At 56.3% G+C, this 17,346-nt stretch carries 14 protein-coding genes; 2 read left to right on the top strand and 12 right to left on the bottom strand.

From position 1 onward, the window contains the following. Positions 1-36: 36 nt before the first annotated feature. From ccmB to ABLU96_RS04940, 5 genes are all read right to left on the bottom strand, one after another. Positions 37-693, bottom strand: a complete 657-nt coding sequence (gene ccmB / locus ABLU96_RS04960) for a heme exporter protein CcmB (RefSeq protein WP_086074038.1) — start codon at positions 691-693, stop codon at positions 37-39. Next, a complete protein-coding gene (gene ccmA, locus ABLU96_RS04955) occupies positions 693-1,334 on the bottom strand; it encodes a cytochrome c biogenesis heme-transporting ATPase CcmA (RefSeq protein WP_029946929.1) in 642 nt (213 codons plus the stop codon). Before ccmA ends, ccmB begins: the two co-directional genes overlap by 1 nt. Before the next feature lie 7 nt (positions 1,335-1,341). Next, positions 1,342-2,736, bottom strand: a complete 1,395-nt coding sequence (locus tag ABLU96_RS04950) for a cytochrome-c peroxidase (protein ID WP_025107305.1) — start codon at positions 2,734-2,736, stop codon at positions 1,342-1,344. 405 nt (positions 2,737-3,141) lie between these two features. Continuing rightward, positions 3,142-4,335, bottom strand: a complete 1,194-nt coding sequence (locus tag ABLU96_RS04945) for an MFS transporter (RefSeq protein WP_014839275.1) — start codon at positions 4,333-4,335, stop codon at positions 3,142-3,144. 63 nt (positions 4,336-4,398) lie between these two features. Continuing rightward, positions 4,399-5,175: an SDR family oxidoreductase gene (locus ABLU96_RS04940; protein ID WP_025107304.1), complete on the bottom strand. Its 777-nt coding sequence runs from the start codon at positions 5,173-5,175 to the stop codon at positions 4,399-4,401. A gap of 145 nt (positions 5,176-5,320) precedes the next feature. Here ABLU96_RS04940 and ABLU96_RS04935 point away from each other — a divergent pair, with 145 nt between their 5' ends. Beyond that, positions 5,321-6,241 (top strand): LysR substrate-binding domain-containing protein, encoded by a 921-nt coding sequence (locus tag ABLU96_RS04935; protein WP_064406085.1) that lies wholly within the window; start codon positions 5,321-5,323, stop codon positions 6,239-6,241. A 39-nt stretch (positions 6,242-6,280) separates the two neighbouring features. On the opposite strand, the gene ABLU96_RS04930 is transcribed toward ABLU96_RS04935, so the two are convergent. The 7 genes from ABLU96_RS04930 to ABLU96_RS04900 form a co-directional block, all read right to left on the bottom strand. Continuing rightward, positions 6,281-7,054, bottom strand: a complete 774-nt coding sequence (locus ABLU96_RS04930; protein WP_049103465.1) for a transporter substrate-binding domain-containing protein — start codon at positions 7,052-7,054, stop codon at positions 6,281-6,283. Positions 7,055-7,089: 35 nt separating this feature from the next. After that, a complete protein-coding gene (locus tag ABLU96_RS04925) occupies positions 7,090-7,884 on the bottom strand; it encodes a CatB-related O-acetyltransferase (protein ID WP_064406082.1) in 795 nt (264 codons plus the stop codon). 135 nt (positions 7,885-8,019) lie between these two features. Further along, the gene (locus tag ABLU96_RS04920) at positions 8,020-9,084 is read right to left on the bottom strand and encodes a fimbrial protein (RefSeq protein ID WP_049103470.1); all 1,065 of its coding nucleotides are present in this window, start codon (positions 9,082-9,084) and stop codon (positions 8,020-8,022) included. 48 nt (positions 9,085-9,132) lie between these two features. Continuing rightward, entirely contained in the window at positions 9,133-11,667 is a 2,535-nt protein-coding gene (locus ABLU96_RS04915) for a fimbria/pilus outer membrane usher protein (protein ID WP_064406080.1), read from the bottom strand. 28 nt (positions 11,668-11,695) lie between these two features. Continuing rightward, positions 11,696-12,355, bottom strand: a complete 660-nt coding sequence (locus ABLU96_RS04910) for a molecular chaperone (RefSeq protein ID WP_033836968.1) — start codon at positions 12,353-12,355, stop codon at positions 11,696-11,698. A 163-nt stretch (positions 12,356-12,518) separates the two neighbouring features. Further along, positions 12,519-13,115: a fimbrial protein gene (locus ABLU96_RS04905; protein ID WP_014226488.1), complete on the bottom strand. Its 597-nt coding sequence runs from the start codon at positions 13,113-13,115 to the stop codon at positions 12,519-12,521. Positions 13,116-13,779: 664 nt separating this feature from the next. Next, positions 13,780-15,300: an aldehyde dehydrogenase family protein gene (locus ABLU96_RS04900; protein WP_004853428.1), complete on the bottom strand. Its 1,521-nt coding sequence runs from the start codon at positions 15,298-15,300 to the stop codon at positions 13,780-13,782. 249 nt (positions 15,301-15,549) lie between these two features. On the opposite strand from ABLU96_RS04900, the gene ABLU96_RS04895 reads away from it, so the two are divergent. Further along, complete coding sequence (locus ABLU96_RS04895; RefSeq protein ID WP_025107296.1) at positions 15,550-17,337, top strand: sigma-54-dependent Fis family transcriptional regulator; 1,788 nt, start codon at positions 15,550-15,552, stop codon at positions 17,335-17,337. The last annotated feature ends 9 nt before the right edge of the window (positions 17,338-17,346 follow it).

Here is a 17,346-nt window from a genome sequence, read left to right as displayed (position 1 = left end):
CGCAAACCTGATAAGCGCCATCCATCAAAAACCGCGCTAGTGCAGACTGACGCGTAGCGCCGCCGCCGTCGCAAAGGGGCTTAACGTTGCGCTGCCCGCCAGCAGCGCGCCCAATATCGCCATATACCCCGCCACGGGCAGATGCATGGAGGCCGCATCCATCGCGGCGGTAGCAAAAATAAGTAAGGGAATAGTCAGCGGCAGAACCAGAATGCTTAACAGCGCGCCGCCGCGCTTAAGTCCGACGGTGAGCCCCACGCCCGGCGCGCCGAGGAACCCCAGCGTCGGCGTCCCTAATAGCAGGGTCAGCGCCATAATTTTCCAGCCATAGACGTCCATGCCCAGCAGCAGAGCCACCAGCGGCGACAGGATCAGCAGGGGCACACCGGTGACCACCCAGTGAGCCATCACTTTAGCCACGACCACCGCCGGCAGCGGTAAAGGCAGCAGCATCAGCTGTTCAAGGCTGCCGTCCTGTAAGTCGTCGCGAAACAAGCGCTCGAGCGCCAGCAGCGAGGAGAGCAGCGCAGCGACCCAAATAATGCCGGGCGTCAGCCGCGCCAGCAGCTGCGGCTCCGGACCAACGGCAAGCGGAAACAGCGTAATGACAATCAGAAAAAACCACAGCGGATTGGCGATTTCCGCGCGATGGCGAAACGCGACCCGCAGTTCAAGGCAAAAAATCCGCCACATCACGGTTCCGCCCTCTCGCCGCACAGCGCAATGCGTCGAATCCTGTCGGATGCCGCGCTAATTGATTGATGAGCAGTGAAAATGACGATGCCGCCTTGCTCCGTGTGCTGCGCCATGCGCTGAATCAGGCGTTCGACGCCCTCCGTATCGACGGCGGTAAAAGGTTCGTCGAGGATCCACAGGCGGGCGCGGGTCAGCCAGAGGCGCGACAGCGCCACGCGCTGCTGCTGACCGGCGGAGAGCTGGTTAACAGGAATATCGTCGAAGCCGGCAAGCCCGGCCTGCTTAAGGGCCTCCCGGCACTGGGCGATATCATCGTGTTGATGGAGAAAGCGCAGGTTTTCCATGGCGGTCAGCCTGGCTTTGATTCCCGGCTTATGGCCAATCCACAGCAGGTTTTGCTGGTAGCTATCGCGCACGCGATGCAGAGGGCGGCCCTGCCAGTAGATTTCTCCGGCATCAGCGCGGGCCAGCCCGATAAGCAGGCGCAGGAGAGTGGTTTTCCCCGCACCGTTGCCTCCGGCTATCTGCACCCAATCGCCCGCCGAAACGCTGAATGAAAAATCTTTCAGCAGCGTCCGACCATCGCGTTCGCAGTGCAGTTTAATGGCCCTGAGCCAGCTCCGGGAACTTTCGCTCATCATCCCGTTATTGCCCCGGCTGATACGGCGTATAAACACCGGTCAGGCTATGCAGAAAAGCGACAATATCATCGATATCTTTTTGCGCTAAATCCGTACCGACCTGATAGCGCAGCATCAGTTTTACTGCGCCATCAAGCGTCGGAACATCACCGCGATGAAAATAGGGCGCGGTGAGCGCCACGTTGCGTAGACCCGGCACTTTTTGGCGTAATTTATCCCGTACCTCTTTCGTCACATTCATTCGGCCAATATCAGCAGCCGTGATTTCACCAAAATTAAAATCACGCTTCAGCCCCAGCGGTTCAAAAGAGCGGCCGCCGAGAATAATACCGCCGTGACAGGTAGCACATTTATTATCTTTAAATAGCTGATAGCCATGTTTTTGTTGCGCGGTCAGCGCGTCTTCATCACCGCGCAGCCAATTATCAAATGGCGCGTCGGGGGTAATTAATGTTTTTTCAAATTCAGCGATAGCGTCAGTGATGCGCTCACCGCTAAAACCTTGCGGATAAACGGCTAAAAAATCCTTTTTCAATACGGGATCTTTATCCAGTTTATTAATAATGTCTCCCCAGGATTTTGATGCCATCTCAATGGGGTTTAACGGCGGGCCACCGGCCTGTTCTTGCAGCGTTGATGCCCGTCCGTCCCAGAATTGCTCAATATTAAAGACGGCGTTAAATACCGTTGGCGCGTTAATTGGCCCAACAGCGCCCCCCACGCCGATAGACGTTTTTCTGCCATCGACCCCGCCCGCGTTTAACGCATGGCAGTGTGCGCAAGAAATGGTGCTATCCCCGGACATTCGCGCGTCGTGATAAAGACGAAAACCCAGCGCAGCTTTCCGCTCATCAACGGGCAGCTTTTTAGGGATCGGCTGGAGAGGTTCATTGCGATGCTGCGCGGCGGTATCAGCGCTGGCGTAGTAGCGCTCGCGCTGGTGCTTAATCCAGTTGAGTATCTCAATACGTTCGCTGTCGCTAACGCCGCCGGTCCAGTGCAGCGCGACGTATCGCGTAGGCGGCATCGTTTGATGCTGCATAACCCACTCAATCTTGTTTAATTCACTTTGTGAAACGGGTTTATCGTCAATCAGTGACGTACGCACGGATTGAAGGTTAAAGGATTTGTATCCCAGCTGTACGTCATAATCCATCAGCTGTTTGGCAACGGGAAAAGCGGCGTAAAAGGGCAACTCCGCCGAGGGCGTATGGCAATAGTCGCAACCTTTTTCACTAAAAAAAGAGAGAACTTTATTATTCTCGGCAACCGCCGAGAACCGGACGTCGTTTTTTTTAATACGCTGACTGTCGTAATACCAGATATAGCCTGACAACCCTAAATAACATAACACGCCTGCGGTAATGACCGAGGCTGTAATGGTCGCAATTTTCTTCATAAGATCATTCCTTTGAGGCATTGCAGCTGAGATAATGACGTTTTATATTTATAGTTTCACGTAACATCATAGCGGTGACGGCGCCGTGGATATTGATTAGCGTCAAAGCCGATGACAGGCAGGACCTATAGATATAATAACCACACCCTATCATCACTATATTATTCTGCGCTGCGCGCGGCGGCTAAAAATCTCACCCCTTTGCTCAATTTTCCATGTATTCACCCTTATTATACAAACGGGTAAAACATTAATGAGAGGATTCACATTAGCGTGTTTCCATTAAGCAGTAAAAAAGAGAGATGAATTTTATCTCACCCTACCAATTCATATTTTAAATTTGCTCTCGCGGCAGAAATAAAAAGCGGAAAAATAATTCCGCCTGCGTTTGAAAAGCTAAGAGGATTAACCCCTTAGCGTTGGGCGTCGGCCTGCCAACAATGCGATCAGCGCAACCGCAACCGGCACCAGCGAACCCCACAGCACGGCATTCCAGCCGAAGAGGTTCATCAACGCGCCCGAGGAAAATGAGCCAATCATCATGACGCCGAAGACAATAAAATCATTCAGCGATTGCACCTGAGTTTTCTCTTCCGGCCGGTGGAAATCCATGATCTGCGCCGACGCGCCGGTAAAGCCGAAGTTCCAGCCGATACCCAGCAGGATCAGCGACAGCCAGTAGTGCATCACGTCGATACCGGCGAGGCCAACCATCACCGACAGCAGCAGCAGAACTAAACCGGCCGCGTTAATACGCCGGGCGCCGAAGCGATTAATCAGCTTGCCGGTAAAAAATCCGGGACCGTACATGGCGATCACGTGCCACTGAATGCCCAGATTCGACGCCTGCTGGGAGATCCCGTGCATATGCATGGAAAGCGGCGCCGCGGTCATCAGGAAGTTCATCACCATATAGGATATAGCGCCGCTAAAAACCGTCCGGGAAAACCCCGGCTGGCGCACGATTTCGCCCAGCGGGCGCCCGCCCGATTTGGCCTGCGCCGCCGGCTCGGGGGTTTTTACCCCCAGCAAGACCAGCGCGGATACCGCCGCCACCAGCCCCTGAGCGATAAAGGTCATCGCAAAGGTGTGCGGCGGCCACAAATTCATGGTCGCGGTCACCAGCATCGGGCCGATGATCCCCGCCGCCACGCCGCCGCCCATGACCAGCGAGAGCGCCCGCGCGCGCCGCTCGCCGCTGACGCCGTCGGTAGCGGCAAAGCGGAAGGACACCGCCACCGCCGCATAGGCGCCGCCGAAAAAGGCCGCGAGACAGAACAGTCCGAACGAAGCGATCGCGACCGCCAGCGCCGCCAGCGCTCCCGTCAACACGCCGGCGCCGGTACCGACCATAAAGACCGTTTTGCGCCCGCGTCTTCTGGCCAGCGCGCCAAACGGCAAAATACAGGCCGCCATCCCCAGCACAAAAATGGTGATGGGCAGCGTGGCCAGCGTCGGCGAGGGCGCGATGGCATTGCCCACAATCGCCCCTGTGGCGTAAAACACCACCGAGTTTGCTCCTGCGAGCGCCTGCGCCGTCGCCAGGCGAACAATATTTTGGTTTTGCTGTCCGACGGGCAGCGTTATCTCAGCGCTCATGACTCTCTTTATCCTGAATTCGTTTGCGTTATGCCAATACCCTGACTGACATAATGAACGTAATCAGGCATGACGACCAGCCATCACGCCGCCATCAATATCCCAAACCGCGCCGGTCACCCAGCGGGTGCTATCGCTGAGCAGAAACGCCACGGTTTGCGCGATATCATCAGGCGTGCCGACGCGGCCAATGGGATGGAAGCCGTCAAAGCTGTTCATCACATCCTTCACATCCTCTTTAGGGATAAACCCTTCATATATCGGCGTATGCACCACCGCCGGCGATACCGCATTGACCCGAATCCCGCTGCCGCCCAGCTCAATCGCCAGATTTTTGGTCAGCGCATGCAGACCCGCTTTCGCCATGGAGTAGGCTGACGACGGCGTTGCGCCGATGGCCTGCTGCGCCCACATCGAGCCGATATTCACAATCGAACCTTTGATGCCATTAGCCAGCATATTGCGCACCACCTCGCGGGTGATAAAAAACGTCGCGCGGTTGAGATGCATATACCGATCGTAGTCAGCCATTTCATGTTCGATAAACGGCTTCGGGAAGAAAACGCCGGCGGCGTTGACCAGCAGGCTGATATCCTGATGTTCCGCGTTAATAGCGGCCATAACCTGCTGCATACCGCTTTCGCTCGTCAGGTCAGCGACGATAACATCCACCTTCCCCGCTGCCGCCAGCGCCTGACGCGCCTGTTCGGCCTTCTGCCGACGATTGCCCACCAGCACCACGCTGCCGCCATTCTCCACCACCCGTTTGGCCGTCGCCAGCCCCATACCGCTGGTCCCGCCAACCACTAACAGTTTTTTTCCCATAAACGCCGTATTCATCATTCACCTCTTCACGCTTGATTTGTGTAGCCTAAGCATGCCTTTCCTGCAGCGCGCTGACGAATGAGAAGAAATAGCCCAACGACAAAGAAAATCTATCTTGATGACCTATACTGAGACGCAAATTCACTGAGGGATATTCACCATGCGTTCGCTTAACCGACTGAAATGGCTTCACGCGTTTGAAGCCACCGCCCGCCACGGCAGCTTTACCGGTGCGGCGCGCGAGCTGGGCGTGACGCCCGCCGCCGTCGGGCAGCTGGTCAGGGCGCTGGAAGAGTGGGTCGGCCATCCGCTGCTGCACCGTACCCGTAGCGGTAAAGAGCGTCTCACCCTGGTGAGCGAAGCGCAGGCGGCGCTGCAGGATATTACTCAGGGGCTGGATAAGCTGGAGAGCGGACTGAATAAGCTTCGCGGCCGCCGGGCGCGTTCCGTGGTGGTGATTACCGCCTCGCAGGTTCTGATGATGAACTGGCTGATGGAGCGCTTAAACCGCTTCTCTGAAGTCTATGATAATATCGACCTGCGTCTCAACGTTACGGAAAAGCTGATGGATGTGGCCCACGGCGAAGCGGATTTGGCGGTACGCTGCGGTCGCGGCGACTGGCCCGGGGTCGATAAAACCTGGCTGATGGATGAAGAAGCGGTGCTGGTGTGCAGCCCGCGAATCGTCCCGGCAGACAAAACCGCCTGCGGCGAGTGGCTGGCGGCGCAAAAGCTGATTCATGATGATACGCCCTATCCCGGCGCCAGCTTTCCATCATGGGCGGAAGTGCTGGAGGCCGCTCAGGCGCCAACGGCGCGCGATAGCGGGTTGCATATTAACTCAACGTCGGCGGTCATCCTGGCCGCGCTCAGCGGGCGCGGCGTCGCTATTGTTCGCCGGGCGCTGGTACAACAGCTCCTCGCCACCGGCCAGCTCGTTCAGCTACACCCGGCCCGCCGCTGGCCGCTCACCTGGTCCTACTATATTGTGACGCCCCAGCATGCGGTCATGCGCCCGGAAGTGAAGGTGTTTTATGACTGGCTGCTTCACGATGTGCTGGCGGAAAACCCGATACGCTGAATATCTTCCGCCACCCCCGCATAGAAAACCTTTATTGCTTTATGGTTTTAGCTGGTCATGAATGCGCCACTTCTGTTTCAGCACGTTTTTGTCCTGGCTGGCCAGCCACTGGTTAACCTTGTCCAGCAGCTGCGGGTTATCTTTATTCATCATATAGACTTTGAAGCTGGCGGTGCCCGGGAACGGCTGCTCATTGGCCACGCAAAACACGCCCGGCTCATTGCTCTCGTAATAGACGCCCTCAATCAGGTCGGTCACCATCATATCCGCCGTTTTCTGCCGCAGCGCTTCAAGGTTATCGATATTGTTTTTCACCCGAATAATCTGCGCCTGTTTGATATGTTCATCGACAAAGCTTTGGTTGGTGCCGCCCGGATTCACCACCACCTTCACGTTTGGCTGGTCGATTTTTTCCAGGCTACCGAGCGCCGGCGCCGCCGCGCAGTTAGCCAGCGCAATCTTGCCGTTCGGCACCACCGGCTGGCTTAACGCGAAATCTTTCGCCCGCGCTGCGGTTTCCGTCACCCCGCCCATGGCGATATCAAACTTATCGGCCTTCAGGTCGGCGGAGAGCGTGGGCCAGCTGGTCGTCACAAAGCTCACCTTTAGCCCAAGCCGCTTGCCGAGATCTTTCGCCATATCAACATCGTAGCCCACCAGCTCCCCGGCTTTATTATGAAACGCCAGCGGCGCGTAATCCCCCGGGACGCCGACTTTAAGTTCACCGCTTTGTTGAATGCTGTTCATGTCGCGCGCCTGGGCGCCAAAGGCGACGGCAGCGATGACGAAAACAAGACCTGACTTCAACTTCATCGTTATATCCTTGTTCAAATGTGAACCGTTTATGATTACACCGCGCTGCGCAGCGGATGCTGTTTATTGTTTATAAAATCTTTAATCATGGATACCGTCAATACCGGCGGCGAGAAAGGCGGCATCGTTCCTTCGGCCACCCGCCCGGCGAGCTGCTCGCAAAAGCGCTCAACCTGATTAACCGGATACCCGGCAATATCCTGGGCGGAGTAACGCCACCATCGTAGCGCCATCAGCTGCTCAATAATCGCCTCGCTGAAGCGCATGCGGATGATCTTCGCGGGATTACCGCCGACGATGGCGTACGGTGCGACGTCTTTGACCACCAGCGCGTTGGCGGCAATGACAGCCCCATCGCCAATAGTGATCCCCTGCGCCAGGGTGACATTCTGGCCAATCCACACATCGTTGCCGATGGTTATCGACCGGGGCGTTTTTGCAAAAGGATAAAACTGGTTGGTCCTGCCGCTATCGGCGGCCAGCGTCGCCATCACGCCGGAATGATGGGCATAAAACACCGGGCTGGCGCTGGCCCACTCCAGGGGATGTCGGTCGCCGAGCACCTGTAACCGATCGGCAATCGACGTGTAGCGCCCCACGTTAATCAGCGCCGGCAGCAGGGTTCGCGTATAGCTAAAGGCGCCCAGCGAGGCCAGCCGTTCGCCGCAGCGCCCCCAGTAGGTGGTATAGGCCTCGGTGGCTAAGTTTTCCGGTATCTCAATCGGCAGGTCGTCACGGTAAAAGGCGTGGCTACAGGCCAGCGTCTGCCCGCCGACAAAAATCCGCTGCGCCTGCAATAGTGGCTTAAGCTCCCCAAAGGCGATTTTCATTATCGATTTTCCCGCACAAAAATATTCCCGGACAGCCGCTTAATCTCTCGATCATTGATAGCGTACCGATCCGCTCGCCGTGCGAAAAATCGTTATGACTTCTCTTTTTTGTGAGCGACAGCGCGAAAGCGACGGTCAGTTATACTCCAGCGCAAATGTCACCATGCTATTGGCGGTACCGGCGGTTACCGCGTCATCCGTCTGTACGTACTGGGCGTTAAAGTTGATATTTTCCGCCGCCCCCGCGCTGCTGGCGGTAATCCGCTTGAGTACAGGTAAGTTACTGGCCTCATTGATTTTGACGCCGGTTCCGGCGGCGGGCGCTGGGGCACTGTTATTGCCGTAGGTGAGCCTGACGCCCACACCGCTCGCGGAGGCGTTTGCTTTACTTAGCGCCAGAGTATCCGTTCCCCCGGATGGCGAGGTGACGCCAAAAAAGCCGATGCGGATATCGGTTGGCGTGGAGCAGAAGACCGGTATGGAGAAGCGCTTCGCGACGCCGCCGGTGGTGTTTTTGCCCTTAAACTCCGCTTTATTTACCGTGCCAAGGCTAACGTGAATATTCGCGGTTGAAACCTGACAGCTGCCGCTGCTGCCGATATCGACATTCAGCGCCGCCATATCGAGCGTGACCGGCGAGCTGGCGACAAAACCGCTGCGGCTGTCGGCCTGCTGCTGGATAGTGAGTTCGCCAATCTGCGGCTGCGCCGGAACGTTTGCGTGGTTGCCGCTGACCAGGGCGACATTACCCGTCTTATAAAACGTCACAAAGACTTTCACCACAATCTGCTGCTGGTTCAGCAGGTTAGCCATCTCATTGCTGTCGCAAACCGTCACGGATTCCCCATTACCGGCCGCATGGCTGCCATCAATAAAGCGAACGGCGCCGCCGCTGCACTGGAAGCCCAGCGAGTATCCTATGCCGTCCAGCGCTGAGGGGAACACGTGCTGGCCGCCGATTGACAGCGGCGTTGAGGCCGTTTTTAGCTGCCGATAAACCAGACGCTTTGCCGCCGCTTTCGGCACCTGAAGATCGCAGGAGAAATGAATCCCGCTGCCGTTATCCGCCATCATGCCGGTCATCTGGGTATTCAACGGCAGCGTGGGCAGGTACTTGATATTCTGGACGTTCACGGTCATCTGGCCGATATCTCCTCTGCAGGTTTCCGCCCAGCCGCTGTGGCTATAAATCCCCGCCATCAGCAGGAATAAAAACGATACTATGCGCAAAATCACCTCTGTGCAGACCTACTGGCAGAGGCCAGAGACGGTTTTAACCGGACTCTGCCCCTGCTGTACGGTATCGGTAAGATGGAAATGCAGCGCGCATCTCCGTGAGATATTGTCGGTGTTCCAGGCGGCATCGAGCGTCCCTTCTTGCGGAATACCGCTCAGATAGACCTGCCCGCCATCCGCCACCATGCCGCCCGGCGCCGCGCCCCGATCGTCTTCTGCTTTACGCAAGCGAACGCTGGCGCCGAACGGCAGCGGGCCGTGGCTATCGCGAAGGGTAAACAGCACGCGGCTGCCGATGTGGGTCTGATAGTTTGCCTGCACCACCGCCCCGCCGCCGGGGATCACCGTCTGCCCTTCAAGTTCAACATCGGCATCGTCGGCCAGCGATTCGGTATCGAGCGTAATGATGTTTTTGCGATACGCCGTCAGCGAGGGCACCACCGCATAGCCCCGCCAGTCGGTATGCACGTTGCTGCCGTTCTGAATTGCCACGTCGGCGGCTCCCGGCGCGCGTACGATGGCAAAGCTTTCGCCGACGGTCTGACCCAGCGTCACGCCATGAGGATGGGCGACGATGGACCCCGATGCGCCCCAGGTCAGCTGATGGCTTGCGCTATCGCGGCGATAGCCGAGCTGCGCGGTTCCATAGCCGCCGTGGTAATCGAGCGATGCGCTGCTGTTGCTGCCCTGGCCGCCGTTAACGTAGCCCTGCTGAAGGGAGTAGTAGAGATTGGGATTGCGCGGAAGCGAACCGTACAGCGACGCCTGCTGCGAGGTGCGTCCGCTATTGTCGGAGGTGGTGCTGTAGCTAACCGCGCTCTCGGACAGCGGGCCGCCAAGCGGAATGCTCAGGTTCAAGGACCACGAGCGATCGTCTTTTTGGCGATCGGATGACTGGGTGTAGTAATAACCCACGCCCCACGAAACGCCTCGCCAGGCGCTGTAAAAACCGAGATGGATCGTTTCATCGCGGCTCTGGCGGTGCCAGTACTCCTGCGACCAGGCGGAAATCGCCAGGCTGCTCATACCGCCAAACGCCTGAGAAAGGGAGACCTCTTCGCGGCTGCGCTTGTTATCCAGCAGGCCATTGCGGCTCTCAAGCGCGCTGGCTTCGCTGAAGTCGTAATAACCGCCTGAGGAGTAGCGATAGCTGGCGAGGCTAAATGAGGTGCCGGTGCCGGCAAAATCCTTCTGGTACTGCACCCGTACCGAATGGCCGGCCGAGCGCTTTCCCGACGGCGTCGTGGTGTTCGCCCATGTCGCATCGCCTCCAAGCGATCCGAGCTCGCCAAAACCGCGCCCGACGCCGAGCGCCCATGACTGGTAATCCTGCGCCAGCTGGCTACCGCCGTAGAGCGTGAATTCAGCCGGTAGCCCATAAAAGAGCGTACCCTGCAAAAACGTCGGCGAGCGCGCCTGGCTCTGCTCCGAATGGTAGCGTCCGGCGCTCAGGCTGAATTTCACGCGTCCTTCCCGCAGCATAAACGGGACGGCTGAAAAGGGCTGGGTAAAGGTCCGCACCGAACCATCGCTCTCTTTTACCTGCACCTCGAGATCGCCGCTTTGCGCCGTTGGATAGAGGTCGTTTATCGCAAACGCTCCCGGCGAGACGAACGTTTCATAGATAACGTAGCCATGCTGGGAGATGGTGACTTTGGCGTTGCTGTGCGCCATTCCGCGGATCGTCGGGGCGAAGCCGCGCTGGCTATCCGGCAGCATTTCATCATCGGACATCAGCTGAACGCCGCGAAACTGCACGCTGTCGAAAACGTCGCCGGTCGTAAAGGTATCGCCCATCCGCAGCAGGCTTTTGAGTGACTTCAGGTCGCGCTGTAGCCAGGTACTCTGAGAATTCCAGCGCCGGGTCCGGTCATACTCCATCGACGAGACGTTACGCAGGCGCCAGGCGCCAAGGTTAACCCCGCTGCGTAGATTCAGGTAGCTGGAGCGGCTGCTGTCATCCGTCTGCCGGGTTTGCGACCCGGTCAGGTTATAGTTAACAAACGCCGCCGGGATACCATCATCCCAGCGTGCCGGATCCACGTATCCGCGGCTTTGGGCGTTCATGGCCGCCTGGGGAATACTTAAGTTCAGACGCTGAGTGGCGAAATCAAAACGGCTGCTGGCATCGGGGATGTAGCGCTCGATGCGAGTGAACGTTTCTCCCTCATGCAGGGTATTAAACGCCGGGAAAGCGCTGACGTTGACGCCATATTCCGCCAGCTGCGCCGGGGTTAACTGCGGCCGCAGTTCGCCGTTGCTGTCGACAAATGTCACCTCGCCCTGGGCTATCTCCTGGTTATTCACCCAAATGCTGACCGGGTATGTCCCGGGCTGCTGGCCGCCAGCTTTAGCAAAATAGTGTAAATCAGCGGTCTTTTGCTGCGGATTAGTAAATTCTAATGCCGCCGGATCAAAGTAGTCCTCCGCCCGCGCGATACCGCTTTGGTACAGCAGAAAAAGCGCCGTCGGCAATAATAAAATCCCGCCGGTTGGCGCCGCGATCGCCGAATAAACGGAAGTCATATCCGAAGTGTTATTTTTCACAATATCCTGACCAGGCGAAGCAAATTAATTACTGTTGCGCGTAATCCGTAATACCACCGAAGTCATTAATGGCGCGCCATTTAACTACCCCGGAATGAGTAATCGGCCACGCTTTATGATCAAAGGGGCCAATCATGCCGGGTTGCGGAATATCTGTACCGCCAACCGAAATAACAAAAAAGGAGACAAAATAGGGCGTCGGGTTTTGGGCAACCAGCCTGGAACCTTCAATGTTAAACGTCAGCTTGCGCCATGCATCGTCAGGCTCGCCCGCCAGACCATTCGGGCGATAGAAGATCTTAAACTTTGATTTAATATTGACCTGAAGCTTGTTCACTTCATCTTGTTTCGTTGGTGCAATACTTTTCACATTGAGCCAAAAAACGGATTCGCGATCGGTGGGCAGCGTTCCACCAATATAGTTAATACGCAATACGTTCTGCTGTTCAGGATCGAGACGGAAAAGCGGCGGCGTCACAATAAAAGGCACCCGGCTTTTATTGTTTTCCGTATAGTTTTCTACCCACGATTGCACCAGATAAGGTGAATGAGTATCAGCGTTGGTGACCGATATTGCGGCTTCACGTTTCCCTTCCTGATAAACAACACGGGTTCCTCCCATGACAATACCGGCCTGTGCCGCAGTTGATAGCAATAAAAAGGCTATCGCGGCGATCGTTCGTTTCATAATGACTACCGTCCGGGAATAATAAAAGCGGGTATCACTGCCTGAAGCTGATAAATAATCTGCATTAATTATGCCGACCCTATTTCAGCCGGGCGGCGGCGGCTGGCGGCTTACCCGGCGTGGGAAGCCATGAATAACCGCAGCTTTACCCGCTTCCAGGGTATTAGTTGTAAACCATATTGAAGTTGGCCGTACCGTTGGCAGAACCGGCGGAAACCGCGCTGGTTGAGACATAGTCAGCAAAGAATTCCAGATCGGCGGTACCCGTTGCCGCGCCGCTCGCGCCAGCGGTAACGCTGTGGCCGCGTGAGACGGCGCCGAGATCAACCGGCGTCGACTTATCATCTTCATACAGCTTTATCGCTACCCCACTTGCGGTACCGTTAATCGCCAGCAGATCGCTATTGTTGGTATCGCGGGTACCGTCAAACAGCACCGAGACGGTGGTAACGGTAGAAGGACAATCTTTCACTTTGATATGGAAGGCGGTTTTGGTCGTTTCAGAACCTGCGCCGGTAAAATAGCTGCTCGCCCATTTCCCCAGATCGACGCTCTGATTTGCGCTGGTGCTATCAACATTACAGGAGGAATCGGTAATCGATCCGGTAAATTCGACCTGCCCACCCGTCCCCTGCGTGCCCGCATTAGAACCGGGGTTAACGGTCATTGCCGATCTGGCGGGTTGTGAAGGCGAGGATAATGCGCTAGCGGACACCAGAGCACCGACAAACATTGCCATAATACGAAATTGCGTTTTCATTATTCATCTCATCTCTAACTTATATTTTCGACAGATTGCGCGCGAGGGATTAAGCCCCGGGCAAATCTGCGTGCAGATCCTCCATGTTAATAATATTCGCGTTCCGTCCGCAGGACATCAGGCAGCAAAAATAAGCTGCTTAATTGGCTATTTTGATAAAAAGAAGTTCTTCGGCGAAATTGATAAACCCTTTATTAAGGTAACAAATAAATACTATCCCTACCGATTACAAATCGCAATATTTTGTTATGTTAATGAAATGCTGTTTTATTTTACATATAAAGATAATATTAAAAACATTATGCGCATTGTTAATTAATGCAACCAAAAATCACGATGCAATAACATCAAAAAGCAACATCAGGCGGTGTAATTTAACAATCACCCCTAATTTCACCGCGATTTTTCGGCAATAATTCTGTGAGCGGACTGGGTTTTTATAGAATATTAGGATAAATCTTAGATTGGCTTTTATCTTATTTTCGTTGTCGAATAAACAATAATCACGCGAGTCATTATAAGCAGGAGATATTGATGACAAGTGTATTTCATCTGAAAGCCGGAGAGGAAAGATGAATAACAATACTTTCTTTGTGGAATAATAAACCCGCAATCGATGCTGAAGATTGCGGGTTATCCTAAAATAAATAGCTGACAGGGACGATCAGAACAGGCCCAGCGGCGCGGTACCGTAGCTCACCAGCAGGTTCTTCGTCTGCTGATAGGCATTGAGCGCCATCTTATGGGTTTCGCGCCCTACGCCGGACTGTTTGTAGCCGCCGAACGCGGCGTGCGCAGGGTAGATGTGATAGCAGTTGGTCCACACCCGACCGGCCTTAATGCCGCGCCCCATGCGATAAGCCAGGTTGGTATCCCGCGTCCACACCCCGGCCCCAAGGCCAAACTGGGTTTGGTTTGCAATAGCCAGCGCCTCGGCTTCATCTTTAAAGGTGGTGACGCCGATAACCGGGCCAAAGATCTCCTCCTGGAAGCTGCGCATATCGTTGCGACCCTGAATCAGCGTCGGCTGAATATAGAAACCGTTATCCAGTTCGGCAGAGATGCTGGCGCGTTCGCCGCCGGTCAGGATCTTTCCGCCTTCATCGCGAGCGATCTTAATATAGGAAAGGATCTTATCGAACTGCTGACGCGACGCCTGCGCGCCGATCATCGTATCGGTATCAAAGGGGTCGCCGCGGCGAATTTGCGCCACCTTCTCCATGACCCGCGCCATAAAGGGCTCGTAAATAGACTCCTGAATCAGCGCGCGGGACGGGCAGGTGCAGACCTCACCCTGATTAAAGAAGCCCAGAACCAGGCCTTCAACCGCCTTCTCGATATACTCTTCTTCTCCTTCCATCACGTCGGCAAAGTAGATGTTCGGCGATTTACCGCCCAGCTCAACGGTACAGGGGATAATGTTTTCCGCCGCGCAGGCCATGATATGGCGGCCTACCGGCGTTGAGCCGGTAAAGGCGATTTTGGCGATGCGTTTACTGGTTGCCAGCGCTTCACCCGCCTCTTTGCCAAATCCCTGAACCACGTTAAGGACGCCCGCCGGGAACAGATCGCCAATAATCTCCAGCAGCAATGTAATGCTGAGCGGCGTCTGCTCTGCCGGTTTCAGCACCACGCAGTTGCCCGCAGCCAGCGCCGGAGCGAGCTTCCAGGCGGCCATCAGCAGCGGGAAGTTCCACGGAATAATTTGTCCGACCACGCCGAGAGGCTCATGGAAGTGATAAGCCACCGTCGTTTCATCAATCTCCGCCGTGCTTCCCTCCTGCGCGCGCAGGCAGCCGGCGAAATAGCGGAAGTGATCGACCGCCAGCGGCAGGTCGGCGTTGAGGGTTTCGCGGATCGGCTTACCGTTATCCCAGCTCTCCGCTACCGCCAGATATTCCAGGTTGGCCTCAATACGGTCGGCAACCTGCAGCAGCAGATTAGCGCGGTGCTGAGCCGACGTTTTGCCCCAGGCGTCGGCGGCCCGGTGCGCCGCATCAAGGGCGAAGTCGATATCTTTGGCATCAGAACGCGGAAACTGCCCGATGTTGCTACCGTCGACCGGGGAGGTATTCATAAAGAATTCTCCACCGATGGGTTCAACAAATTTACCGTCAATAAAGTTACCGTAGGCTGACTTCAGTGAAACCAAAGCGCCCGGTGTGCCAGGATGAGCATAACGCATCGCGAATCTCCTTCATGTAGGGTTGAGGGCAGCGGCATATTAGTTTTGTACGGCGGCTCGCTGCGTCTCTCGTCTATTGCAGGGGTTATGCCATTTTTTATATTTTAAAAAAGAAATTAATTTTCAATAAATTAGATAGGTCACGTCACTTTCTGTCGCACAGAATCTCTCTTATGTGTCGCAAATCGCAACACTACGAAAACCATATAGCTACAATATTGCAACACAAATTAAACGACGAGGTGTCCCGTGCCAGGAAATCCGTTTGCCCTGACGCCAGAGATCGAAGCGAACCCGCTGCTCAGCGACTCCTGGTGCCGTAGCCAGCGCTATGGCCTCGACCCCGCCACGGATGACTTCCCTCGCCTGCACGCCAGCGAACTGGCCGACAGGCTCGCCAGACACAGCCGCCTGCAAACGCTGGCCCAGCCGGTCGTTAATGAGCTATCCCGCAAAGTCAACGCTCTGCAATCCGTCGTGGTTCTCTCTGACGCCAGCGGTCTGGTTTTGCAAACCTTTGGTGATACGCACGCCATGCAGAAAGCGCAGCGCTTCGCTTTAGCGCCGGGCAACCTGTGGAGCGAAAGCGGACGCGGAACCAACGCCATTGGCACCGCGCTGGCGATTGACGACAGCTGCGAAATCGATGGCCGCCAGCATTTTCTGACCAGTAACCAGGGTCTTTATTGCGCCGCCGTGCCGCTGCAAAGTCCCGATGGCAAAATAGCCGGGGTGCTGGATATCTCCGGCCCGGCCCGGTACCCGCACGCCCGCACGCTGGCGTGGGTAAAAGGCGCCGCGAAGCAGATAGAATATCTGTGGGTTAAACAGAGTCTGCATCCGCAACAGTGGCTGATGAGCCTGCATCCTCAGCTGGAAAAGCTCGACGGCGTCGACGAATGTCTGCTGGTCTTTACCGACAATGTGCTGATGGCGGCTAACCGGCTGGCGATGCGCGAGTTCTCACTTAACGCAGATCGGTTCGGCCACCTCACCTTCCAGCAGCTTTTTCCGCAGTTGCGGCAAACCGCCGTCAGCGTACCGCTGCCGCTCGTCGCCGGAGATCGAAACTACTATTACCGTCTACGCGCTCCCGTGACCGCTGGCGTGGCGGTGACCGCGCGCCCCACCCTCGAGCTGCCTTTCTCCAGCCAGCGCGAAGGCGAAAAGCTGCTGCGCCTGCTTAACGCCGGGATTGGGTTGTGTATCGAAGGCGAAACCGGCTGCGGCAAAGAGTACGTCAGCCGTACCCTGCATCGGCACAGCCGCTGGAGCGGCGGCAAATTCGTCGCCATCAACTGCGCCGCGCTGCCGGAATCACTGATTGAATCCGAGCTGTTTGGCTACCAGCCCGGGGCGTTTACCGGCGCAAACAAAAACGGCTACATCGGCAAGATTCGCGAAGCCGACGGCGGCGTACTGTTTCTTGATGAGATTGGCGATATGCCGTTAACGCTTCAGACCCGGCTGCTGAGGATCTTACAGGAGAAAGAGGTCACGCCGCTTGGCGCCAGCCAGAGCTCGCCGGTTAATTTCGCGGTGATTTGCGCCACCCACCGCAATCTGGCGCAGCGCGTCGCGGAAGGGACCTTCCGCGAAGACCTGCTCTACCGCCTGCGTGAGTTTGCTTTAACGCTGCCGCCCTTGCGCGAATGGCCTGAACTATCCGGGTTTATCCAACGATTGTGGCGCGAGCTGGGCGGAGAAAAGCGTCGCATCGCGCTGGCCCCGGAAGTTGTGCAACACCTGACGTCTCATCCCTGGCCGGGCAACGTCCGCCAGCTGCAAAGTGTGTTGAGGGTACTGCTGGCCCTCGCCGAAGAGGGTGAAACGCTGGGGATAGATGATTTGCCCCAGGAGTATCGAAGCCCGCCCGCCGCCCGCCCGCTGCGCGGGCTTCAGCAGCACGATGCGCAGCTGATTGCCGACACGCTGGCAAGCTATAACGGCAACATCAGTAAGGCCGCGCAGGCGTTAGGCGTCGCGCGCAGTACGCTGTATCGCCGTGCGGCCCGTCGCGGAAGCCATAGCGCATAGCCTTCTGAT

The organism is Klebsiella sp. CN_Kp106, assembly GCF_040064575.1.
In the GTDB taxonomy this organism is placed as follows: domain Bacteria; phylum Pseudomonadota; class Gammaproteobacteria; order Enterobacterales; family Enterobacteriaceae; genus Klebsiella; species Klebsiella michiganensis.
Note: the sequence above shows the minus strand (reverse complement) of the source record. Positions and strands in the feature narration are given on the sequence as shown.

Bases quoted from the DNA above. Each gene is read 5' to 3' on its own strand.
- ABLU96_RS04900 (WP_004853428.1), bottom strand. From the start codon at position 15,300: ATGCGTTATGCTCATCCTGGCACACCGGGCGCTTTGGTTTCACTGAAG.
- ABLU96_RS04905 (WP_014226488.1), bottom strand. From the start codon at position 13,115: ATGAAAACGCAATTTCGTATTATGGCAATGTTTGTCGGTGCTCTGGTG.
- ccmA (WP_029946929.1), bottom strand. From the start codon at position 1,334: ATGAGCGAAAGTTCCCGGAGCTGGCTCAGGGCCATTAAACTGCACTGC.
- ABLU96_RS04930 (WP_049103465.1), bottom strand. From the start codon at position 7,054: ATGAAGTTGAAGTCAGGTCTTGTTTTCGTCATCGCTGCCGTCGCCTTT.
- ABLU96_RS04910 (WP_033836968.1), bottom strand. From the start codon at position 12,355: ATGAAACGAACGATCGCCGCGATAGCCTTTTTATTGCTATCAACTGCG.
- ABLU96_RS04945 (WP_014839275.1), bottom strand. From the start codon at position 4,335: ATGAGCGCTGAGATAACGCTGCCCGTCGGACAGCAAAACCAAAATATT.
- ABLU96_RS04940 (WP_025107304.1), bottom strand. From the start codon at position 5,175: ATGAATACGGCGTTTATGGGAAAAAAACTGTTAGTGGTTGGCGGGACC.
- ABLU96_RS04920 (WP_049103470.1), bottom strand. From the start codon at position 9,084: ATGGCGGGGATTTATAGCCACAGCGGCTGGGCGGAAACCTGCAGAGGA.
- ABLU96_RS04935 (WP_064406085.1), top strand. From the start codon at position 5,321: ATGCGTTCGCTTAACCGACTGAAATGGCTTCACGCGTTTGAAGCCACC.
- ccmB (WP_086074038.1), bottom strand. From the start codon at position 693: ATGTGGCGGATTTTTTGCCTTGAACTGCGGGTCGCGTTTCGCCATCGC.
- ABLU96_RS04950 (WP_025107305.1), bottom strand. From the start codon at position 2,736: ATGAAGAAAATTGCGACCATTACAGCCTCGGTCATTACCGCAGGCGTG.
- ABLU96_RS04925 (WP_064406082.1), bottom strand. From the start codon at position 7,884: ATGAAAATCGCCTTTGGGGAGCTTAAGCCACTATTGCAGGCGCAGCGG.